Annotated in this window: 19 protein-coding genes; 5 read left to right on the top strand and 14 right to left on the bottom strand. The window is 71.6% G+C overall.

The annotated features are described in order from the left end of the window. Positions 1-259: 259 nt before the first annotated feature. Positions 260-721 carry a molybdenum cofactor biosynthesis protein MoaE gene (locus ACFZBT_RS31020; protein WP_391110463.1) on the bottom strand — a complete coding sequence of 154 codons (462 nt, stop codon included), beginning with the start codon at positions 719-721 and terminating at the stop codon, positions 260-262. A 93-nt stretch (positions 722-814) separates the two neighbouring features. Further along, positions 815-1,936 (bottom strand): NAD-dependent epimerase/dehydratase family protein, encoded by a 1,122-nt coding sequence (locus ACFZBT_RS31025; protein WP_391110466.1) that lies wholly within the window; start codon positions 1,934-1,936, stop codon positions 815-817. Between the two features lie 193 nt (positions 1,937-2,129). Between ACFZBT_RS31025 and ACFZBT_RS31030 the strand changes: the two genes are divergently transcribed. Both ACFZBT_RS31030 and ACFZBT_RS31035 read left to right on the top strand, forming a co-directional pair. Beyond that, positions 2,130-3,587 carry a zinc-dependent metalloprotease gene (locus ACFZBT_RS31030; RefSeq protein ID WP_391110469.1) on the top strand — a complete coding sequence of 486 codons (1,458 nt, stop codon included), beginning with the start codon at positions 2,130-2,132 and terminating at the stop codon, positions 3,585-3,587. Beyond that, the gene (locus ACFZBT_RS31035) at positions 3,584-4,117 is read left to right on the top strand and encodes an NUDIX domain-containing protein (RefSeq protein WP_391110471.1); all 534 of its coding nucleotides are present in this window, start codon (positions 3,584-3,586) and stop codon (positions 4,115-4,117) included. Before ACFZBT_RS31030 ends, ACFZBT_RS31035 begins: the two co-directional genes overlap by 4 nt. 129 nt (positions 4,118-4,246) lie before the next feature. Here the strand turns inward: ACFZBT_RS31035 and ACFZBT_RS31040 are convergent, their stop codons facing one another. The 4 genes from ACFZBT_RS31040 to ACFZBT_RS31055 all read right to left on the bottom strand — a co-directional run bounded on the left by ACFZBT_RS31040 (position 4,247) and on the right by ACFZBT_RS31055 (position 8,189). Then, positions 4,247-5,002 carry an AIM24 family protein gene (locus ACFZBT_RS31040; RefSeq protein ID WP_328343207.1) on the bottom strand — a complete coding sequence of 252 codons (756 nt, stop codon included), beginning with the start codon at positions 5,000-5,002 and terminating at the stop codon, positions 4,247-4,249. A 16-nt stretch (positions 5,003-5,018) separates the two neighbouring features. Beyond that, the gene (locus tag ACFZBT_RS31045) at positions 5,019-5,699 is read right to left on the bottom strand and encodes an AIM24 family protein (RefSeq protein WP_391110475.1); all 681 of its coding nucleotides are present in this window, start codon (positions 5,697-5,699) and stop codon (positions 5,019-5,021) included. An 11-nt stretch (positions 5,700-5,710) separates the two neighbouring features. Then, positions 5,711-7,438 carry a TerD family protein gene (locus ACFZBT_RS31050; RefSeq protein WP_391110477.1) on the bottom strand — a complete coding sequence of 576 codons (1,728 nt, stop codon included), beginning with the start codon at positions 7,436-7,438 and terminating at the stop codon, positions 5,711-5,713. A 142-nt stretch (positions 7,439-7,580) separates the two neighbouring features. Continuing rightward, a complete protein-coding gene (locus tag ACFZBT_RS31055; RefSeq protein WP_391110480.1) occupies positions 7,581-8,189 on the bottom strand; it encodes a SprT-like domain-containing protein in 609 nt (202 codons plus the stop codon). A 270-nt stretch (positions 8,190-8,459) separates the two neighbouring features. Here ACFZBT_RS31055 and ACFZBT_RS31060 point away from each other — a divergent pair, with 270 nt between their 5' ends. Further along, positions 8,460-9,674 carry a ThiF family adenylyltransferase gene (locus ACFZBT_RS31060; RefSeq protein ID WP_391110483.1) on the top strand — a complete coding sequence of 405 codons (1,215 nt, stop codon included), beginning with the start codon at positions 8,460-8,462 and terminating at the stop codon, positions 9,672-9,674. Continuing rightward, positions 9,667-11,037, top strand: a complete 1,371-nt coding sequence (locus tag ACFZBT_RS31065) for an AarF/UbiB family protein (RefSeq protein ID WP_391110486.1) — start codon at positions 9,667-9,669, stop codon at positions 11,035-11,037. Before ACFZBT_RS31060 ends, ACFZBT_RS31065 begins: the two co-directional genes overlap by 8 nt. Before the next feature lie 39 nt (positions 11,038-11,076). Here ACFZBT_RS31065 and ACFZBT_RS31070 read toward each other — a convergent pair whose 3' ends face one another. The 5 genes from ACFZBT_RS31070 to ACFZBT_RS31090 all read right to left on the bottom strand — a co-directional run bounded on the left by ACFZBT_RS31070 (position 11,077) and on the right by ACFZBT_RS31090 (position 14,984). Next, complete coding sequence (locus ACFZBT_RS31070) at positions 11,077-11,286, bottom strand: hypothetical protein (protein WP_391110489.1); 210 nt, start codon at positions 11,284-11,286, stop codon at positions 11,077-11,079. A 150-nt stretch (positions 11,287-11,436) separates the two neighbouring features. After that, a complete protein-coding gene (locus ACFZBT_RS31075; RefSeq protein ID WP_391110493.1) occupies positions 11,437-11,760 on the bottom strand; it encodes a hypothetical protein in 324 nt (107 codons plus the stop codon). After that, positions 11,757-12,125 carry a WhiB family transcriptional regulator gene (locus tag ACFZBT_RS31080; protein ID WP_190049450.1) on the bottom strand — a complete coding sequence of 123 codons (369 nt, stop codon included), beginning with the start codon at positions 12,123-12,125 and terminating at the stop codon, positions 11,757-11,759. The genes ACFZBT_RS31075 and ACFZBT_RS31080 overlap by 4 nt, the downstream gene beginning before the upstream one ends. A gap of 172 nt (positions 12,126-12,297) precedes the next feature. Beyond that, positions 12,298-12,624 carry a hypothetical protein gene (locus ACFZBT_RS31085; RefSeq protein ID WP_391110495.1) on the bottom strand — a complete coding sequence of 109 codons (327 nt, stop codon included), beginning with the start codon at positions 12,622-12,624 and terminating at the stop codon, positions 12,298-12,300. A 164-nt stretch (positions 12,625-12,788) separates the two neighbouring features. After that, entirely contained in the window at positions 12,789-14,984 is a 2,196-nt protein-coding gene (locus ACFZBT_RS31090; protein ID WP_391110498.1) for a UvrD-helicase domain-containing protein, read from the bottom strand. Positions 14,985-15,168: 184 nt separating this feature from the next. On the opposite strand from ACFZBT_RS31090, the gene ACFZBT_RS31095 reads away from it, so the two are divergent. After that, the gene (locus ACFZBT_RS31095; protein WP_031132359.1) at positions 15,169-15,411 is read left to right on the top strand and encodes a mycoredoxin; all 243 of its coding nucleotides are present in this window, start codon (positions 15,169-15,171) and stop codon (positions 15,409-15,411) included. Between the two features lie 98 nt (positions 15,412-15,509). Here ACFZBT_RS31095 and nudC read toward each other — a convergent pair whose 3' ends face one another. From nudC to ACFZBT_RS31110, 3 genes are all read right to left on the bottom strand, one after another. After that, complete coding sequence (gene nudC, locus ACFZBT_RS31100; RefSeq protein WP_391110501.1) at positions 15,510-16,454, bottom strand: NAD(+) diphosphatase; 945 nt, start codon at positions 16,452-16,454, stop codon at positions 15,510-15,512. A 76-nt stretch (positions 16,455-16,530) separates the two neighbouring features. Next, a complete protein-coding gene (locus tag ACFZBT_RS31105; RefSeq protein ID WP_391110504.1) occupies positions 16,531-17,934 on the bottom strand; it encodes a dipeptidase in 1,404 nt (467 codons plus the stop codon). A gap of 10 nt (positions 17,935-17,944) precedes the next feature. Then, complete coding sequence (locus tag ACFZBT_RS31110; protein WP_391110507.1) at positions 17,945-21,451, bottom strand: UvrD-helicase domain-containing protein; 3,507 nt, start codon at positions 21,449-21,451, stop codon at positions 17,945-17,947. Positions 21,452-21,491: the final 40 nt, after the last annotated feature.

Here is a 21,491-nt window from a genome sequence, read left to right on the forward strand (position 1 = left end):
CTTCTCCATGGCCTCTCGGAAGCGGGCGTACCCGGTGAGTTCCGGGCCGTCGCCGCGCGACCTGCGAGTCCGGTTGGCCCAACTGCCCCAGAGCCCCGCGCCGATGGCAGCCACAAGCGGAATCAGCAACCAGGCGAGAGCCGCCATGCCGACCTCCTACCCCATTGAGCGTCCGCAACTGACTGATCAGCAGATTAACCATCCGCAGTGACAACGCTCACGCCAGGGGTGCGGTTACGCAACCGGAGGCGGTTCGGGGTCAGCAAGCGCCGACCCATTCCTCGGTACCGTCCGAAAACGTCTGGTGCTTCCAGATGGGCACTTCGTGCTTCAGGTCGTCGATCAGTTTCCGGCAGGCCTCGAAAGCCTCTCCCCGATGCGGACAGGAGACGGCCACGACCACGGCGAGGTCCCCGACCCGGAGCTCCCCCACCCGGTGCACGGCCGCCAGCGCCCGCACGGGGAAGTCGGCGACGACCTTCTCGGCGATCCGCCGCATCTCGGCCTCGGCACTGGGGTGGCAGGAATACCCCAGCTCCGCGACATCGGCACCCCCGTCGTGGTTCCGCACGGTCCCCACGAAGAGCGCGGTGCCCCCGGCCGCGTCGTCCCCGACCGCCCGGAACACCTCGTCCACGGAGAGGGCCGTGTCCCGAATCCCGATCAGCTTGATCGGGTCCTGCGCGGCCTGCTCACCGGGGTGATCGCTCGTGGATGCCATGCCTCCATCGTGCCGCACGCGGCGGACAGCACGGAATAGAGCCATCGACCGGCACACGCGCGTGCCGGTTGGAGTCTCCTACAGGGACGTCTCTCAGATCCGCCGCCGGGCCTTCCGGGCCCGGCGAACCACCGCCGCCGCACCCAGCAGCGCCACCGTCGCGCCCGCGGCGCCCGCGGCCGTCGCGTCCTTGCGGCCGAGGCGCCGCCCGGCCACCGTGTGCCGGCCGGAGACCTCCTCCAGAAGCTCCGCCAGCACCTCCTCGTTGGTGTACTGCGGGCGCCACCCGGAGTCGTGCAGCCGGCTCCCGCTCACCACCCAGGGGTACATCGTGTACGCCAGGTCCCCGGCCGGAGACGGCGTGAGCCCGATCCGGTGCAGTCGCGCGGCCGCGCCCAGCGCGACCGCCGACGGCAGCTCCATCCGCCGGATACCGCTGAGCTCCTCGACCTCTTCCTGTTCGAGCCACCCGTCGCAGCCGACGGACAGTTCCCCGTCGACCTTCTCCAGGACGGCGTACTCGAGCGCGCTGCACAGGTCCTCGACATGACAGAACTGCCACGCGGGCCTCGACCCGGCGACAACGAGCAGTCGAGGAGACTCGAAGTACCTGGTCAGCGCGGTGTCCGTGCCTCCCACCAGTACGGCGGGCCGGACCACGGTGACATTGAGCCCCGGGTGCGCCCGAGGGGCCCGTCGCGCCAGCCGCTCGATCTCCAGCAGGTCGCCGACGCCCGTCGCCTCGGCCGTGGCCCGCAGCTCGGCGTCCTCGGACAACGGCAGTTCGTTGTCCGGCAGCGCCCCGTAGACCATCGCCGAGGTGCACAGCACGACCCGGTGCACTCCGGCCGCGGCCGCCGCGGTCAGGACGGTCTGCGTCCCCCGTACGTTGTAGGCCGTCCGGGCGGCGGCGTCGGTCTCCAGGTCGAGATCCAGCGCCAGGTGCACCACGACATCGGCGCCGCGCAGTTTGTCCGCGATGGCCGGATCCCGGACGTCCAGGATGTGCCACTGCGCCGCCGCGCACTCGCCGCGCCGCTCGTCGATGGCGACGACCTGCTTGACCTCGTCGGACGCGGCGAGCTGCTCGGTGAGCAGCGCTCCGATGCCGTAGGCGGCACCGGTGACCGCGACGACGGGCCCGCGCGCCGCGGGACTCGCGGAACTGGTTGACTGGTTTCGCGCTGCGCGAACCTGCGGATCTGGGGAACTCACCGGGCGTCTCCAGCGGTTGTCTTCAGTACGAGCACGAGTGAAGCGTGCGTACCAGGTGGCATCCATCCTGCCGCAGGCCGTCACTCGGCGAAGCACCGAGGCCCGATCCGCCCCGAGGTGTCTACGCTGGGTGGTGATGTCGGGCAGCCGTGCCGCCGGAAAGAACCGGCGGCCCTACAAGCCGAGGAATCCCGTGAGTGACACCCCATTCGGATTCGGCCTTCCGCCGGAGGAGCCGGACGACGGCGACGAGGGCAAGAAGAAGGACCAGCAGAGCGGTGGTGGTCAGGGGCCGGCCAATCCGTTCGGTTTCGGCGGCCTGCCAGGAGCCGGAGGCTTTGGCGGAGGCCCTGGTGGCCCCGGTGCGGACAATCCGTTCGCTGCCATGTTCGGTTCCCTGAACCCCAACGACCTGGGCGCCGCGTTCCAGCAGCTGGGCCAGATGCTCTCCTACGAGGGCGGCCCTGTGAACTGGGACATGGCCAAGCAGATCGCCCGCCAGACGGTCTCCCAGGGCAGCCCTGACGGCACCAAGGACGCGAGCGTCGGCCCCGCCGACCACAAGGGCGTCGAGGAGGCCGTCCGCCTGGCCGACCTCTGGCTCGACGACGCCACGTCGCTGCCGTCCGGCGCCGCCTCCGCGGTGGCCTGGAGCCGAGCGGAGTGGGTCGAGGCGACCCTGCCTGCCTGGAAGGAGCTCGTCGACCCGGTCGCCGAGCGCGTGGGCACCGCCATGGGCGATGTCCTGCCGGAGGAGATGCAGGCCATGGCCGGCCCGCTGATCGGCATGATGCGCTCGATGGGCGGCGCCATGTTCGGCACGCAGATCGGGCAGGCCGTCGGCGTGCTCGCGGGCGAGGTCGTCGGCTCGTCCGACATCGGCCTGCCGCTCGGCCCGGCCGGCAAGGCCGCGCTGCTGCCGGTGAACATCGAGACGTTCGGCAAGGACCTGAGCGTCCCGCAGGAGGAGGTACGGCTGTATCTCGCCCTGCGCGAGGCCGCCCACCAGCGCCTCTTCGCGCACGTGCCGTGGCTGCGCTCGCATCTGTTCGGCGCGGTCGACGGCTACGCCCGCGGGATCAAGGTCGACACGGCCAAGCTGGAGGACGTGGTCGGCCAGTTCGACCCGCAGAACCCGGAGCAGCTGCAGGAAGCTCTCCAGCAGGGCATGTTCCAGCCGGAGGACACGCCGGAGCAGAAGGCCGCCCTGGCGCGTCTGGAGACGGCTCTGGCGCTCGTGGAGGGCTGGGTGGACGCGGTGGTCCACGCCGCCGCGAAGCCCCGTCTGTCGTCCGCCGACGCCCTGCGCGAGACGCTGCGCCGCCGCCGCGCCTCGGGCGGCCCGGCCGAGCAGACGTTCGCCACGCTGATCGGTCTCGAGCTGCGCCCGCGCCGCCTGCGCGACGCCTCCCGCCTGTGGGCCTCGCTCACGGACGCGCGCGGTGTCGACGGCCGGGACGGCCTGTGGGCCCACCCGGACATGCTGCCGACGGCGAGCGATCTCGACGACCCGGACGGCTTCGTGCACCGCGAGCAGATCGACTTCTCCGAGCTGGACAAGATGCTCGGCGAGGCGGCGGACAAGCCCGATCTGAAGAAGAAGGACAAGTCCGAGGGCGAGGACAAGAACAAGGGCGACGACGCCGGGTGAGCCTTTACGACGACGCGGTCCTCGTGCTGAAGGGGTACGAGGACCAGCCCGAGTTGCGCCAGGCCTACCTCGACCACCTGGCGGGTCACCCTGACGGCCTGTGGAAGGCGTGCCACGCCGGGCACATCACGGCGAGCGCCCTGGTGATCGACCCCGAGGGCGGCCGGGTGCTGCTGACCCTGCACAGGAAGCTGCGGATGTGGCTCCAGATGGGCGGTCACTGCGAACCGGGCGACTCCTCCCTGGCCGCGGCGGCCCTGCGGGAGGCGACGGAGGAGTCCGGCGTCTCGGGGCTGTCCCTGCTGCCTGGCGGCCCGGTCCGCCTCGACCGGCACCCGATCCCGCCACCGTGCCACTGGCACTTCGACGTCCAGTACGCGGTCGTGGCACCACCGGACGCCGCGCACGAGGTCAGTGACGAGTCGCTCGACGTCCGCTGGTTCGGATATGACGAGGTCGCGGAGGTGGCGGACAAGTCGGTCATTCGCCTGCTGGAGGCGACACGCGCGAGGCTGCTCACAACCGGCTGAGGGAGGCGCGGCCGCCATGGGCGGTCGCCCCCCTCAGGGGCGCGGGGAACTGCGCGACCAACCACAACCGGCCCGCAGCCCGGAAAAGACGCACAGCCCCCGAACCCCACGGTCCAACCCGCGGAGCGCTCAGCTCCAGACGTTGCCCTGGTTCTGCCCGCGCGCCCCCTGCTGGCCCATGCCGTACTGCGCGGAGAGGCCCGAGCCGACCTGCGCGTTCTGCGGCGGCAGCAGCTCGCTGGGCTGGACGAGCGCGTAGCCGGTGCCCATGAAGCTCAGCTCCCAGCCCTCACCGGTGTTGCCGCGGCGCCGCCACACCCCGGAGGAGTGCGTCTGGGCCTGCATCTGCACACGCAGGCTCGTCGACCAGGCGACGATCGCGTCGGCGTCGCAGTTGACGTACTTGTCGGGGGTCACCTGCATGAGGAGCGGCATGCCCGAGGTCATCAGGGCGATCTTGCCCCGGCCGGTGATGTTGAGCTGGTACTTCCCGGAGCCGGAGATGCCGTACAGGCTGTCGACGGCGATGACCTCGTGGTGCAGGGAGGAGTCCATCGCCAGCACATAGCTGCTGTCGACGGTGAGGCCGTCCTGCTCGACCTCCATGACGTGGACGTGCTGCTTGAGGTTGGCGAGGTAGACCGTGCCCTGCCCGTGGCAGCGCATCAGGTCGAGTCCCTCACCGGTGTGCGCACGCGCGCGGGACTGGTCGTTGCTCTGGTACTCGGCGTCGAACTCGACGAGGCCCTGGTAGGCGACCATGGTGCCCTTGCGGGCCAGGATGTCGTCGTGGCCCTCCAGGGCGACACGCAGCATCTGCTTGTTCTGCAGGCTCCAGCGATCCTGGGTCTGCTGCTCGTTGTAGGCGAAAATCGGGCTCTGCATGGCGTGTTGCTCCCCCTCAGCCCCGGACCCGGAGGCGGTCGGTGCTGTCCTCACTGGGCTGGACGACGACGATGCCCTGACCGGAGAAGGCCATCTGGTAGGCCTCGCCGCTGCCGCGGCCGATCAGCGACTGTGCCCTGAAGCTGCGCTTGCCCTTGACCTTGAGGTTCGGGGACCAGGCGACGAGCGCGTCGGGGTCGACATACGTCTCGTCCTCGCCACCTCCGCAGTCGACGACGATCGGCTTGCCCCGGGAGGTCAGAGCGACCCAGCCCTGCCCGGAGATCCTGGTGTTCCACAGGCCCTGCCCGGCGAACTTCGCCAGGCCCTTGACCCGCTCGACGCCCCAGGTGAGGTGGGCGTCGAAGGCGAGCAGGTTGGTGGCGTTGACGGAGATGCCGTCGCCGCCCAGGTTGATGACGACGACGTTCGCCCCGTAGTCGGAGAGGTAGAGAAGGCCGTCGCCGGAGCACTTCATCAGGGGCGCGCCCTCGCCGGTCATCCAGTCCTTGGCGATCTGGCGCACGGCCGGCGGGTTGGGCTCGTACTGGACGAACCCTTCGTAGGCGACCATCGACCCCACGCGCGCGAGGAGGTCGTTTCCGGTCTGCATGGCGACCTTCAGCATGTGGTTGCCGTGGTTCTCCATGCGGGCGGTGACGGGTGCGGGGGCGTGGCCCGCGAGCTGCTGTGTCATGACGGGCTCCCTCAGACCTCGTACGGCTGGACGACGATGAAGTTGCCGGGCGCTCCCCGGAACTGGAGGTTCACGCTCTCGCCGGTGTCACCGGGGTAGGCGTTGCGGCGCATCCGCACCTGGCTGGAGACGACGACCTGGGCGGCGGCGGACCAGGCGACCACGGCGTTGCAGTCGGCGAACGTGGTGGGCGTGACGGGCAGCACGACGGGCGTGCCGTGCGTCTTCACGACGATGGTGCCGGTGCCCTGGAACTGCATGGTGAACAGTGCGCCGCCGGGGATGCCGTGTCCCTCGATGCGGCGGACCTCGTAGGTCAGGCTCTCGTCGAACGCGAGGACGTTCTCGGCGGAGACGCAGACGGCGTCGCCCTGGAGCTCGATCGGATGCAGCATGGTCGAGTTCTCGGCGAGGAACACCTGCCCCTGGCCGGTACAGCGCATCAGCTGCATCTCCTGGCCGGTCGCGTTGCCCACGATCCGGCCGGCGAAGCCGGCGCCCTTGTAGCTGAAGTCGACCTTGCCCTGGTAGAGCACCATGCTGCCCTGCCGGGCGAGCACGGGCTGTCCGCCGATGCCGAGGTCGACGCGGACGAGCTTCTTGTTCTGCTGCGTCCAGCGCTGCCCGGTGGGGGTTTCCTTGAACTGCTGGAGCGCGGCGGACACACCGGCGCCCTGGGGAGCGGTGGCGGCCTGCGGGACGGCGCCCTGCTGCGGGGCACCGTAGGGGGCCTGTCCAAACGGCGGCTGCTGGCCGTAGCCCGGGGGCGGGGTGGGCTGGCCGTAGCCGGGGGGCGGGGCCGGGGCCTGGGGTGCCTGGGGTGCCTGGGGCTGACCATAGCCGGGAGGCAGCGGGGTCGTCTGGCCGGGGACCTGGCCGTACGGCGGCGGCTGCTGGCCCGGCTGGCCGTAGGGCGCGGGCGCCGGGGCCGGGGGTGGCACCGGGGCGCCGTCCGGTTGGGTGTTCATGGGCGCTGCGATGGTCGGGGCGCCATGCACTCCGGGCGCGGGAGCGGGCGCCGGAGGCGGCGCGAAGCCCTGCGCGGCGGGCTGGGGTGCGGGTGGCGCGGGAGCGGTGGCCGGAGGAGCTGCCGGGGCAGGGGCCGGAGCCGGGGCCGGTTCCGGAGCACCGGGGACACCGAACGCGGGCGGTGCGAAGCCCGGGACGGCGCCGGCCTGCGGCTGCTGCGGGGCGGGCTCGGGCGCTTCCTCCTCGGCCACCTCGCCGCCGAAGTTCCTCAGCAGCGCGTCGAGACCGCCGTCGAAGCCCTGCCCGACGGCGGCGAACCGCCAGACGTCCTTGAGGTAGAAGTCGCCCAGCATCACGGCCCGTTCGGTGGAGAACTCCGAGCCGTCGAAGGAGTACCGGGCCACCTCCTCGCCGCCCGCGACGATACGGATGTACCCGGGGGCGATCTGCGACATCTGGCCGGCGCCGTCGATCGTCGCCGTGAAGGACAGCTTCTGGATCTGCGGCGGGATCCGGTCGAGCGTCACCCGGAAGGACTCCGTGTCGCCCGCCTGGGCGCCCAGGAGCTGAAGGGATTCCTCGGGGGACTTCGGCTGGTTGAAGAAGACGAAGTAGCGGTCGTCCGAGAGCCGTTCGTCGGCGTCGAGGCCGAAGCAGCTGATGTCGAAGCTCAGTCCGGGGCCGGAGATCTGTACGCCTACGTACAGATCCGTGCCCGCGGTGAGGTCACTGATCCTGGCCTTGTGGCCGCGTTGGAATTCCCTGGCCATGCGTAACGACCGTCCCCCATCCAGAACGTGATTGCGTCGCGCCAGGCTAACGGCAAACTCTGACACCGGACGAAGTCGGTACAGACCCGGTACACAACCCGCGCGGGGCCGTATCGGCTGCTCGCTCACGCAAAGCGGGCACTCACCCCGTGGGGCCTTCACCCCGCGCACCGGGCACATGCGGCAACCGCTCGGCGGCGACCACGCCTTCGAGGTAGCCCCGCGCCCGCTCCGTCCGCGGATAGGACTCCAGCAGTTCCCAGAAGCGGGGTCCGTGTCCGGGGACGAGGAGATGGGCGAGTTCGTGGACGAGGACGTAGTCGACCACGTACTCGGGCATGCCCTGCAGACGGTGCGACAGGCGGATGCTGCCCTCGGACGGGGTGCAGGATCCCCAGCGCGTGTTCTGGTTGGTCACCCAGCGCACCGAAGCGGGCCGGGCCCGTCCGCCGAAGTACTGGTCCGAAAGGCGCCGGGCCCGCTCGGCCAGCTCGGTGTCGCCGAGGGCCCGCTTGCTCTCCTGGGCGGCCAGCTTGTCGAGCATGACGGTCACCCAGCGCTGCTCCTCCGCCTCGGACATCCGGGCGGGGATGAGTACGACGGTGCGATCGCCCTCGCGGTACGCGGAGACCGTTCGGCGTCGGCGGGTGCTCCTGCGGACCTCGATCGCGCTCGCCCTCGAGCCGCTCGGCGGCTGGCTCGTCGTGCTGCGCTGTGGCATTCCGGCGCGGTGCAGTGGGTCGGCGGGCACGCCCCGACGTTACCCGCTGCACACGGGGAAGTCCCGGCTCCGGGACGGTTGGGTGCTGATGCCCCCACCGCCCGCCGGATTTGTACGACGAATGCCCGCGCCTGTGGACAACTTTCGGCAGCCCGCGGCGGGGTTGGGCATGCTGGCTCTTGTCGGCGAAGCGATGGGCGGGTTTCGGCCCAGGACCAGGACCGGGCCTGTGGCCGGTCTCGGGCTGCTCCCGCATTAGACCGGCATACGGGGACGTTCTCTGACATACGGGGGCCTGTCATGCATCCGATGGTGAAACCCGCGCTCAGGCGCGGCTGGCGCGACCTCAACACGGTGCAGTTCGGGATGACACCGGCGCATGCGATGACACTCGGCCCCATGGACCAGGCGACGGGCAGCTTCCTCGACCTGCTGAACGGCACACGAGGGCTGGAGCTGCTGCGCGAGGAGGGCCGCCGTATGGATCTGCCCGACGGTCATGTGGACGGGCTGGTGCGGCGGCTGGCGCAGGCCGGGCTCCTGGACGACGCCCGGGGCGGCGGACCCGCCGCCGACGCCCTGCGCCGGAAGAAGGAGGTCCTCGACCGGCTCCGCCCCGACCTGGCCTCTCTGTCTCTGACCACCTCCGCTCCCGGCGACGCGATCGGGCAGCTGGCCGCCCGGCGCGCGCAACGGGTCCAGGTGCGGGGTGCGGGCCGGGTCGGCGCCGTGCTGGCCTCGCTGCTGGCGGGGGCCGGCGTCGGCGAGGTCGATGTGCGCGATCTCGGACGGGTGGAGCCCTGGGACGTCGCGCCGGGCGGGCTGCCCGCCGATGCCGTCGGCGACCGCCGCGACGAGGCGGCCCGACGCGCCGCGCGCCGGGCGGCCCCGGACCGGCCGCCGCGCCCCGCGACAGAGCAGGCGCCCCTGGAGGAAGGCGACCCCGGTTTCTCACTCGTGATCGTCGCCCCGCGGGACGATGTGGCCATGTACGCGCCGGACCCGTCGGCCGCCGAGTCGCTGATGTCCGCCGGGACACCTCATCTGTACGCCGGTGTCGTGGAGGGGACCGGCATGGTCGGCCCGCTCGTCCTTCCCGGGGAGACGAGTTGCGCGGGCTGTCTGCACCACAGCCGCGCCGACCGGGACCCGACCTGGCCGCGTCTGGTCGCCCAGTGGCGCTCCGGCAGGCAGCGGCAGGTGCGCCCGTGCGATCTGGCCCTCGCCACGACCGTGGCCGGACTGGCGGCCGCCCACGCGCTCGCCTTTCTGGACGGCCGGGTTCCGTCGAGTGCCGGGGCACGCTGGGAGGTGTCCCTCCCCGGTCTCCACTGGCATGGTCGGCCGATCTGGGCGCATCCGGCATGCCCGTGCGCTGCGGCGGAGAGAGGAAAGGGGGAGCGCCTCTCGGAGGAAGGGCAGCCACACGAGACAATGGCGTTGCAACGGCCGTCGGAGCAGTGCCGTGAGGCAGAGGCGGAGCGGCCGGCTGGGACTTGGAGGGCGCATGTCTGATCTTCCCCGGAAGGCGGTCACCCGGACCGCCAAGCTCGCCGCACTCCCGCTCGGCATCGCCGGGCGGGCGACCTGGGGATTCGGCAAGCGGATCGTCGGCGAGTCCGCGGAGCTTGTCGGCCGCGAGCTCCAACAGCGCACGGCGGAGCAGCTTTTCAAGGTGCTCGGCGAGCTCAAGGGCGGCGCGATGAAGTTCGGCCAGGCCCTGTCCGTCTTCGAGTCGGCCCTGCCCGAGGAGGTGGCCGGCCCGTACCGGGCGGCGCTGACGAAGCTCCAGGAGGCGGCGCCGCCGATGCCGACGCGCACCGTGCACGCGGTGCTCGAGGAGCGGCTCGGCGAGGGCTGGCAGGAGCTGTTCCTGGAGTTCGAGGACAAGCCCGCCGCGGCGGCCTCGATCGGCCAGGTGCACAGAGGGGTGTGGCACGACGGCCGTGAGGTGGCGGTCAAGGTGCAGTACCCGGGTGCCGGCGAGGCCTTGCTGTCCGATCTGAACCAGCTGAGCCGCTTCTCCCGTCTGCTCGGGCCGCTGATCCCCGGGATGGACATCAAGCCGCTGATCGCGGAGCTGAAGGACCGCGTCTCGGAGGAGCTGGACTACGGCCTGGAGGCCCAGGCCCAGCAGGCCCACGCCGACGAGTTCGCGGACGATCCGGACGTCGTCGTACCGCAGGTGGTGCACCAGTCCGACCAGGTCCTGGTCACCGAGTGGATCGACGGCGTCCCACTGTCGGAGATCATCTCGGACGGAACCCAGGAGCAGCGTGACCGCGCCGGCCAGCTCCTGGCCCGCTTCCTGTTCTCCGGACCCGCCCGCACCGGCCTGCTGCACGCGGATCCGCACCCGGGCAACTTCCGGCTGCTGCCCGGCGGGCCGGAGGACGAGGACGAGTGGCGCCTGGGAGTCCTGGACTTCGGTACGGTCGACCGTCTCCCGGGTGGTCTGCCCGCCACCATCGGCGAGTCCCTGCGGATGACCCTCGACGGGGAGGCCGAGGCGGTCTACGAGCTGCTGTGCGCGGAGGGGTTCGTCAAGGAGACGATAGAGCTCGATCCCGACGCGGTCCTGGACTATCTGCTGCCGATCATCGAGCCGGCCCAGGTCGAGGAGTTCACCTTCACCCGCGGCTGGATGCGGAGCCAGGCGGCCCGTGTCGCCGACCCCCGCTCCCCCGCCTACCAGCTCGGCAAGCAGCTGAACCTGCCCCCGTCCTATCTGCTGATCCACCGGGTGACCCTGAGCACGATCGGGGTGCTGTGCCAGCTGGGGGCGGCGGTGCGTCTGCGCGAGGAGTTGGAGGAGTGGCTGCCGGGGTTCGTCCCGGAGGACCCGGCGGACGGGGACGAGTCGGCGGCGGAGGGGTGAACCCCGGCCGGGCGCCACAGGTGATCCGTTGCCCGGGCTCTACCACCAGTCAGAGTCCAGCCGCCCTTCGATCGATCTGAGGTTCTCCCGGGAGCAGGTCTCGCAGAAGTCCAGGCGAGCGCCGTGCTCCACGGAGAAGGTCCAGGTGAGCCGCGGGGCTTCGGCCGGGGTGCCGCAGCGGGCGCACACAAGGCGTTCCGGCTCCGCGGCGGAGCGGTCGTCGTCGTTTCCTCCGGGAGGACTCGTCACACGCCGACGATATCTCCGTGCCCGACGGCATCGCGGACACAACGCACCGCGGGGGCCGGTCCGTTCGGCACGGACCGGCCCCCGCGGGGTGAGCTGGGCCTCCCGGTCCGGGAGGCCCAGCTTCAGACAAGGCGCTTCAGTCGGGGTCGGTTACTGCATGACCGCCATGGCGAGCGCCCGGCGGGCACGCCGCGAGGCACGCTCCGCCTTGCGCTGCATCCGGCGGGCGGCCACCACACGCGCGGCCCGGCGGTCTTGCTCCGCCTCCTGCAGTCGCTCACGCATATGTGCACGAGCCATGGCTTCTGGGATGAGTTGCATCTCTCGGGTCCTGTTCTGACGCGAGTCCTTCGCGCCACATGGGGTGAAGTCTTGAGTCGCGGAGCCGGCGGGCTCTGGGGTGGACGGCTTCATCGGGGCCTGCTTCTGGGGGTCGTGCGTGAGAGGACGGTCGATCGTTCCTGGGGTGTTCATGCCGTGACCGGGTTCTTGCGCGGGCGGCCACGCGGCCGCTTCCGGGCGACGACGACACCCTGCACGAACAACTCGCCACCCCAGACGCCCCAGGGCTCACGCCGCTCCTTGGCGCCGGCGAGGCAGGCCTCGACCAGCGGGCAGGTGCGGCAGAGGGACTTGGCGTACTCGACGTCCGCGGGCGACTCGGCGAAGAAGACCTCCGGGTCGTAGGAGCGGCACGGGACGGGTACGCCGAGGTTCTCGATGGCGTCGTCGAGCGCGGTGAGCGCGGTGAGCGGGGTCAAGGCGGAGTCCTCCGTGGGGCCGGGCTTGGGGATCGTGTCGGAAGGCGGTACGGACGGGGCGTGCGCTTCGAGTTGCACGGTTCGTCTTCCTCGTCTGGTCGTTCCGGCCTGTTTGGCCGGGGGCGGCTGGTACCCGGTTCTTTTCTTGTCCCGAGGCTCCTTCGGTCCGTCGTCCCTGGTCAGGGACAAACAGAAGGGCCGCGGATCCCGGATGGGGTTCCGCGGCCCTGAAGGCGCCGGCCTGATCGAATCAGGCTGGATCACTCCAGGGTTCTGGCCCACGGAAGGCCCACATCTGGTGGTGCTGCGTCGTCTGCTTCCGGAATCCGGCACCGGTCGCCGCAAAGGCATAGGCCCGCGCCTGCGCCTTTACTGCTGCTTCCAGTGCCTTGGTCGGTCGCTCATTGCGCTCACGGACGGGAAGGCCCGCGGGAGCAAGGGAGGAGGACGCCGGACGGACGGCACGAATGCCGGACAGACCGGTGCCCAGGTTCGAAACGCCGAGCATGCACGTGGAGACGGTCGAGCGACCGGTCATTTTCACGGTGCTGATGGAGCTGGTGATGATGCTGATCACTGGACTCGCCTCCTCTCGGCGTCTCGGGGGACTGGATGAACCAGTCCGACGGATATGCAAGTACAACACGGAATCAGGGCCTTCGAGAAGGCCGCTGCTCTCGTGCCTAAGAACCTATGGGGATTGCTGGGGCATGCGCAAACTATTTTTTCGACGAGTTGGTGTCAGTCCTGATCTGTGTCCCCCGCGGGGTACTGGCCTGCGCAGATGGCCAGGACATCGGCGCCGTAGCGGGTGAGCTTGCGCATCCCGACGCCCGGGATGCGTGCCAGCTCGTGCTCGTCGTCGGGCGCGGTCTCGGCGATCGCCACCAGTGTCCTGTCGGTGAAGACGCAGAAGGCGGGCTGACCACTGCTCCGTGCCTGGTCGGCACGCCATTCGCGGAGCTGCTCGTAGAGGCCCTCGTTCATGTCGGAGGGGCAGTCGTCGCAGCGCATCAGCTTCATCTCGCCCGCGTCGGTCAGTGTGCGGCCGCATACGCGGCAGCGGGCGGGGGTTCGCTGCGCTCTTCTCGGGGCGGAGCCCCTGGTTCCGGGGATTCCTCGCTCGATGCCGCCCGCTGCACCTCCGGCTGCACGGGCCTTGGTGGCCGTCGAGCCGGGGCGCAGCCCGTCGAGGAAGCGGCTGGGGCGACGGTTGGGGCGGCCGCCGGGTGAGCGGGAGAGGGACCAGGAGACATGGAGGTGTTCCCGCGCGCGGGTGACGCCGACGTACAGCAGGCGGCGCTCCTCCTCGATCTGTTCGTCCGTCTTCGCGTAGGTGATCGGCATCATGCCCTCGGCGACGCCGACCAGGAAGACGACATCCCACTCCAGGCCCTTGGCGGAGTGCAGGGAAGCGAGGGTGACGCCCTGCACGGTCGGGGCATGCTGGGCGTTCGCCCGTTCGTCGAGCTCGGCCACGAGGTCCGCCAGGGTGGCACCGGGTTTGGCGGCGGCGAAGTCCTGGGCGAGGTTCACCAGGGCGGCCAGGGACTCCCAGCGCTCTCTGACGGCGCCGGAGCCGGCCGGTGGCTGCGGTGTCCAGCCCTCGCCCGACAGCACGGCGCGCACCTGCGAGGGCAGGTCGACGACGTCGTCCAGGAGGGAGTCGTTGCCGCCGAAGCGGGCCGCGCCGCGCAGGGCGACGCCCGCCTTGCGCACCTCCGGGCGGTCGAAGAACCGCTCGGCGCCGCGCAGCTGGTAGGGCACCCCGGCGTCGGCGAGTGCCTGTTCATAGGTCTCGGACTGCGCGTTCGTCCGGAACAGGATGGCGATCTCGGCGGCCGGGACCCCCGAGTCGACGAGTTCACGGATGCGGCGGGCCGCGCCCTCCGCCTCGGCGGGCTCGTCGGTGTACTCCGTGTAGGCCGGCTCGGGCCCCGGCGCGCGTTGCGAGACGAGTTCCAGGCGGTGGTCGGCCGCGCGGCCCCTGGCCTGGGAGAGCAGGCCGTTGGCGAGGTGGACGACCTGGGGCGTGGAGCGGTAGTCGCGGACCAGCTTGACGACGGTGGCTCCGGGGTGGCGGGTGCGGAAATCGAGCAGATGGTCCGGAGTCGCTCCCGTGAACGAGTAGATCGTCTGGCTGGCGTCTCCGACCACGCACAGGCTGTCCCGCTCGCCGAGCCACAGTTCCAGCAGGCGCTGCTGCAGGGGGCTGACGTCCTGGTACTCGTCGACCACGAAGTGCTGGTACTGGGAGCGGACCTGCTCGGCGATGTCGTGCCGGTCCTGGAGGACGGCCACCGTCAGCAGCAGTACGTCCTCGAAGTCGATGACGGAGCGCTCGCGCTTGACGTCCTCATAGGCGGCGTAGAGCTGGGCGATCTCCGCGGGGTCGCGAGGAGCCTCCCGGCCGGACTTCGCGACGGCGGGCGCGTAGTCCGCGGGGACGGTCTGGGTGACCTTGGACCATTCGATCTCGGCGGTGACGTCCCGCAGCTCGCCCCGGTCGAGCCGGATGCGGCAGGCCGCGGCCGCGTCGGCGACGAGCTGGATCTTGCGGTCGACGAGCCGGGGCATGGAGCCGCCGATCGCTTTCGGCCAGAAGTACTGGAGCTGACGCAGGGCCGCAGAGTGGAAGGTGCGCGCCTGGACGCCCGCGGCGCCGAGCTGCCGCAGGCGGCCGCGCATCTCTCCGGCGGCGCGGTTGGTGAAGGTGACGGCGAGCACGCTGGAGGGGTGGAGGACGCCCGCGCGCACCCCGTAGGCGATGCGGTGGGTGATCGCCCGGGTCTTGCCCGTGCCCGCGCCCGCCAGGACGCACACCGGACCGTGCAGGGCGGTGGCCACCTCGCGCTGCTCGGGGTCGAGCCCGTCGAGCACCGCGTCGGCCGAGTCCGGTACCTGCGGGAACAGGGTGGAGTGCGTTGCTGCTGTCACACGGCCATGCTGCCAGGTCGCGGGAGACGGGCGTGCCGGTTGTCCACAGGCGGGCCCCGATAGTCGTACTAATGCGGCAGGCGTCACGTCCCGCACGGTCCGGGCCCCGGGAATGGCGGCCCCTTCGCGTACGTTCCATTTCTGCGACCACCCGCCCCCGAGCCACCGAAGGAGCACGAGAGACATGCTGGGCACTGTGACGATGTACAGCACCACGTGGTGCGGCTACTGCCGCCGGCTGAAGAGCCAGATGGACCGCGAGGGCATCGCGTACACCGAGATCAACATCGAGCAGGACCCGGAGTCCGCCGCGTTCGTGGAGAAGGCGAATGGCGGAAACCAGACGGTGCCCACCGTTCTGTTCCCGGACGGCTCCACCCTCACCAACCCGTCGCTGGCCCAGGTGAAGCAGAAGGTCGGCGCGTAGGCGCGGCGCGGTTGTGCGCGGAAGGCGGTTCCTGAGGCGGCTCGGGAACCGCCTTCTCCGTATCTGCGGTCAGAGCGTGTGCGCGGCTCGCACGGGCGTCAGGCCACGCTCCTCATCGGGAGCGGCTTGCCGTACCAGAGCTCGATCAGGCGGGCCGCGATCGAGATGCCGTACGGCGGGAGCACCTCGCCGGACTCGAAGGCGGCGCGCAGGTCCTCTCGGGAGAACCAGCGGGCTTCGTGGATCTCGTCGCCGTCGACCTCGATCTCGGTCGAGGTGGCACGGGCCAGGAAGCCCAGCATGAGGCTGGACGGGAACGGCCAGGGCTGGCTGGCGACGTACTCCACCTGGCCGACGCTGATGCCGACCTCCTCCAGGACCTCGCGGCGCACCGACTGCTCGATGGACTCGCCGGGCTCGACGAAGCCGGCCAGCGTCGAGAAGCGGCCCTCGGGCCAGTGGACCTGGCGGCCGAGCAGGATGCGGTCGTCCTCGTCGGTCACGGCCATGATCACGGCGGGGTCCGTACGCGGGTAGTGCTCGGCTCCGCAGGCCTGGCAGCGGCGGATGTGGCCGGCCGCGGCGATGACGGTGCGCTCGCCGCAGCGCGAGCAGAAACGGTGCGTGCGCTGCCAGTTCTCCAGACCCACCGCGTGCACCATCAGGCCCACGTCACGGGCCGACAGGAGCAGGCCCGCCTCGCGCAGGCCGGCCGGCCGCGCGGACTGGTCCATACGTCCGGGCAGGGAGTCCTTCTGGAGGGCGAAGTAGCTGACGCCGTCCTCGTCGATGCCGAGGAAGTACCGGTGTGCCTCGGTGAGGGGGGCCTCGAAGGAGGGGGTCATGACGAGTTCGGTGTGCCCGTCCGCCGTCTCGTCGATGAGGACCTGGCCGCCGGAGACCACGAAACAGCGCGTCGAGGGATGGCTCCACGCCGCCGCGAGCCAGGCCTCGTCGAGCCGGTGGTGCGCGGCCCTGTCGATGCCGTTCGGGGCGGTGAGCGAGATGGGTCGGTCGGCGTTCTGGTCGGTCCAGGTGGTCACTGGTGCTTCCAACTCCCCGGTGGAACGGTCGGGTTCGGCGGGCTGATCAGCGGGACGTACGGCGGGCCCGGGAGGCTCAGGGCGCATCGCGCCAGTTCTCGGCGAGGTCGCCCCACAGGTACGCGGTGGTCTCGACGCCCTTGAGGAGCAGGTCGAGTTCGACTTTCTCGTTCGGGGCGTGCCAGCCGTCGGACGGGACGGAGATGCCGAGGAACAGCACCGGAGCACCGAGGACGTCCTGGAGGTCCGCGGCCGGCCCGGAGCCTCCCTCTCGGGTGAAGCGGACGGGCTTCTCGAAGGCCCGGCCCATCGCGCGGACGACCGACTGGAGGGCCGGGTGGTCCAGCGGGGTCAGGCACGGGCGCGTGGCCCCGCTGAACGTGATCTCGCAGCGGACCCCGGCGGGCACCTGCCGCTCGGCCCAGGCGCGGACGGCCTTCTCCACGTGGTCGGGGTCCTGGCCCGCGACCAGCCGGAAGGACAGCTTCACCAGGGCGGAGGACGGGACGATCGTCTTGCTGCCGGGTCCCTGGTAGCCGCCGCCGATGCCGTTGACCTCCGCCGTGGGGCGGGCCCAGACGCGCTCCAGGGTGGTGTACCCGGCCTCCCCCTGGGTGGCGTACGACTTGGCCGTGCGCAGCCACTGCGACTCGTCGAAGGGCAGTTCGGCGAGGAGTTCGCGCTCGCGGTCGGTCAGCTCGACCACGCCGTCGTAGAAGCCCGGGACCGCCACGCGCGCGTGCTCGTCGTGCAGGGCGGCCACGAGGCGGGCGGCGGCGGTCGCCGGGTTGGGCACCGCGCCGCCGAAGGAGCCGGAGTGGATGTCCTGGTCGGGGCCGTGCAGCCGTATCTCGCACTCGGCGAGGCCTCGCATGCCGGTGCACACCGTGGGGGTGTCCTCGGACCACATGCCGGTGTCGGAGACGATCACGGCGTCGGCGGCGAGCCGCTCGGCGTGCTGCTCGACGAGGGTCCGGAAGTGGGGCGAGCCGGACTCCTCCTCGCCCTCGATCAGCAGCTTCAGGTGCACGGCCGGGGTCGTGCGGCCGGTGGCGGCGAGGTGGGCGCGGACACCGAGGGTGTGGAAGAACACCTGGCCCTTGTCGTCGGCCGCCCCGCGCGCGTAGAGACGGTTCTCGCGGACGACGGGCTCGAAGGGGTCGCTGTCCCAGCCGTCCTCCTGGGCGGCGGGCTGCACGTCGTGGTGGCCGTAGACCAGCACCGTGGGTGCCTTCGGGTCGTCGCAGGGCCACTCGGCGAAGACGGCGGGCGCGCCGGGGGTCTGCCAGACCTCGGCCGTCGGGAACCCGGTCTCCTTCAGCTCGGCGGCGAGCCAGTCGGCGCTGCGTCGTACGTCGGGCGCGTGGTCCGGCTGGGCGGACACCGACGGGATGCGCAGCCACTCGGCGAGGTCGTCGAGGAAGGCGTCGCGATGCTGCTGGATGTACGTACGGACGACGCTGTCCGGGGTCTGGCTCATGGTCACGAGCCTATCGGCCCGCACTGACGTCCTCGGAGTGCGGTTCCTCACCGAGCGGCGCCTCGCTCAGCAGCCGCTCCAGCGCCGCGCGGTCCGGCAGGTCGTCGGGGCGGACGACCTCGCCGCTGCGCACGTACAGGAACGCCGCCGTGACGGACTCCGCCGGGACGCCCTGCTGCTCGGCCCAGGCGATGCGGTAGACGGCGAGCTGGAGGGGGTCCGCGGTGCGTGCGCGGTTGGTCTTCCAGTCGACGATCTCGTACGTCGCGCCCTCACCGTCGCCCTCCTTGTAGACGGCGTCGATGCGGCCCCGTACGACGCGGCCGGCGAGCGCGAGCTGGAAAGGGGCCTCCACTCGGTAGGGCGTGCGGTGCGCGTACTCGGTCCGCTCGAAGGCCTCCTTGAGGGCCTCCAGGTCCCGTTCGTCGGCGATCTCCGCTTCGCCGCCGGGCAGCTCCTCCGGCTCCAGCAGGGGAAGCGTCAGCTCTTCGAAGCGGGCCTCGACCCAGGCGTGGAAGCGGGTGCCGCGGCGGGCGGCGGGCTGGGGCGGGCGAGGCATGGGGCGGGCCAGCTCCTGGGCGAGTCCGTCCGGGTCGGCGGCCAGGAGCAGCAGCTGGGTGGCCGTGAGGGAGGCGGGCAGGGGGACCTCGGTGACGCTGTCGCGGGCGCGCAGGAGCTCGCCGGTGAGGGCGTCGAGGTCGCGGTCCCAGGAGGCGATGGTGCGGGCTTCCTCCGGGGTGAGGTGTGGGCTGCGGTGTGGGTGTGGGTTCTGAGGTTCCGGTGGGCCTGCTTGGTGGGGGACCGTGGGGCCGTCCGCCGGCCGGGGGTCTCCGTCCGCCATCGCGCCTGCTGCCGCTGCCTCTGCGAAGGGGGTTTCGGCGAAGTCGAAGGGGTCGGGCTCGTCGTACGGAGCCTCGTCGTACGGAGGTTCGTCGTCCTCGGGAGGCGGGGGCCACTCCGGGTCGTCGAACGCGTCCGGGTCGTGCACGGCCGCGGGGTGCCCGTCCTCGGGGGACGCGAGGTCCTCCAGGTGAGCCAGGACGGTATCGGCGGCGGCGCGGCGGCGGGCCAGGGCCGCCTCGTCCAGGGGCAGGGGCCACACCTGGTCGGCGGTGGCCCGGTGCAGGGCGGGGTTCTCCTCGTCGTCGGCGGGTTCGTCCGCCCAGGCCTCGATCTCGCCGTACCCGGCCGCGCAGTGGTCGTAGAGGTCCTGGAGGAACGCGGAGGGTCCGCGGCGCTTCTTCTGGGTGGGGCCCCACCAGTGGCCGGAGCCCAGGAGAAGGGAGCGGGGGCGGGTGAAGGTGACGTAGCCGAGGCGGAGTTCCTCGGTGTGCTGGTGCTCCTTCATGGCCTCGTGGAAGGCCTTGAGGCCCTTGGCGTCCCAGGAGGTGATGCCGGGGAGGGTGTCGGCGTCGCCGCGCAGTTCGTGCGGCAGGACCTTGCCCTGGGAGGTCCACTTCTCGCGACCCTGGCTGCTGGGGAAGGTTCCGGTGACGAGGCCGGGGACGACCACGACGTCCCACTCCAGGCCCTTGGACTTGTGGGCGGTGAGCACCTTGACCGTGTTCTCGCCGCCGGGAAGGGCGTTGTCGAGGCCCTTTTCGTACTGGGCGGCGGTGCGCAGGAAGCCGAGGAAGGCGAGCAGGGTCGCCTCGTTGTCGCCGGCGGCGAAGGAGGCGGCGACATCCAGGAAGTTGGAGAGGGTCTCACGGCGGCGCGCCGCCAGGGCATGCGGGGACGCCGACAGCTCCACCTCCAGGCCGGTGACGGCGAGGACACGGTGCAGGACGTCCATCAGCGGGTCGGACAGGGAGCGTCGCAGGTCTCGCAGTTCGGTGGCCAGGCGGGCGAAGCGCACGCGCGCGTCGGGCGAGAAGGGCAGCCGGTCGTCGTCCTCGTGGCCGTCCAGCGGCGTCTCCAGGAAGGTGTCGAGGGCGTCCGCGAGGGAGATCACCTCGGCCGGGTCGACCCCCTCGACGGCCTCGGCGAGGCGCCGGTCCGGGTCGTCGTCGCCCTCCACGCGCGCGTGGGTCACGAGGAGCCGGGCCCGCCGCCCCAGCAGGGCGAGGTCGCGCGGGCCGATGCGCCAGCGCGGGCCGGTCAGCAGGCGGACCAGGGAGGCGTTGGCGCCGGGGTCCTGGAGGACCTCGCACACGGCGACGAGGTCCGCGATCTCGGGCAGGTGCAGCAGCCCGGACAGGCCGACGACCTCGACCGGGATGTCCCGGGCCACCAGCGCGCCCTGGATCTCGGAGAAATCGGTCGCCGTGCGGCACAGGACCGCGATCTCGCCGGGTGCCGTCCCGGTCCTCACGAGGTGGGCGACGGAGTCGGCGGCCCAGTCGATCTCCTCGGCGTGCGTGCGCAGCAGGGCGCACCGCACGATGCCGTCGTGTTCGGCCCCAGGGGCGGGGCGTAGTGCCTCCACGCCCGCGTGCAGGGCACGCAGGGGTTCCGCGAGGCCGTTGGCGAGGTCGAGGAGACGGCCGCCGCTGCGGCGGTTCTCGCTGAGCGCCTGGCGCGTCGCGGGGCGGCCGTCGGAGCGGGCGAAGTGCTCGGGGAAGTCGTCGAGGTTGGCGACGGAGGCGCCTCGCCAGCCGTAGATCGCCTGGCAGGGGTCGCCGACGGCGGTGACCGGGTGGCCGGTGCCCTCACCGAACAGGCCGGCCAGGAGGACGCGCTGGGCGACCGAGGTGTCCTGGTACTCGTCGAGCAGGACCACCCGGAACTCGTCGCGCAGGAGGCGGCCCACCTCGGGGATCTGGGCGAGCCGGGCCGACAGGGCGATCTGGTCGCCGAAGTCGAGCAGGTCCCGCTCGCGCTTGGCGGCCCGGTAGCGGTTCACCAGCCCGGCCAGTTCACGGCGCGCGGCGGCCGCCTCGGGCACCTTGCGCAGATCGGCGTTGCCGAGCTTGACGCCGCGCAGGGTCAGCAGCAGTTCGGCGTCGTACGCGCGCAGCGCCTCGGGGCGTACGAGGTGCTCGGCGAGTTCGGCGTCGAGGGCCAGTAGGTCGCCGACCAGGTCCGGGAAGGAACGGGTCAGGGCCGGATAGGACCCCGGGGCCTCGCGCAGGACGCGCGCGGCGAGCTGGAAGCGGGTCGCGTCGGCGAGCAGCCGGGAGGTCGGCTCCAGGCCGATACGCAGGCCGTGGTCGGTCAGCAGACGGCCCGCGAAGGAGTGGTACGTGGAGATCACCGGCTCGCCCGGCGGGTTGTCCGGGTCGATCGCGTCCAGGTCGGTGACACCGGCCTTGACCAGTGCCTTGCGGACTCGCTCGGAGAGTTCGGCGGCGGCCTTGTTGGTGAAGGTGAGGCCGAGCACCTGCTCGGGGGCGACCTGGCCGGTGCCGACCAGCCACACCACGCGGGCCGCCATCACCGTCGTCTTGCCCGAGCCGGCACCGGCCACGATCACCTGCGGGGCGGGCGGCGCGGTGATGCAGGCCGTCTGCTCCGGGGTGAACGGGATGCCGAGGAGCTCCTTGAGCTGTTCGGGATCGGTGATCAGGGCGGGCACAACGAAAGAGGCTAGTGGTGACCACTGACAGCGGCGGCCG

This window comes from Streptomyces sp. NPDC008137 (genome assembly GCF_042957035.1).
Taxonomy (GTDB): Bacteria; Actinomycetota; Actinomycetes; order Streptomycetales; family Streptomycetaceae; genus Streptomyces.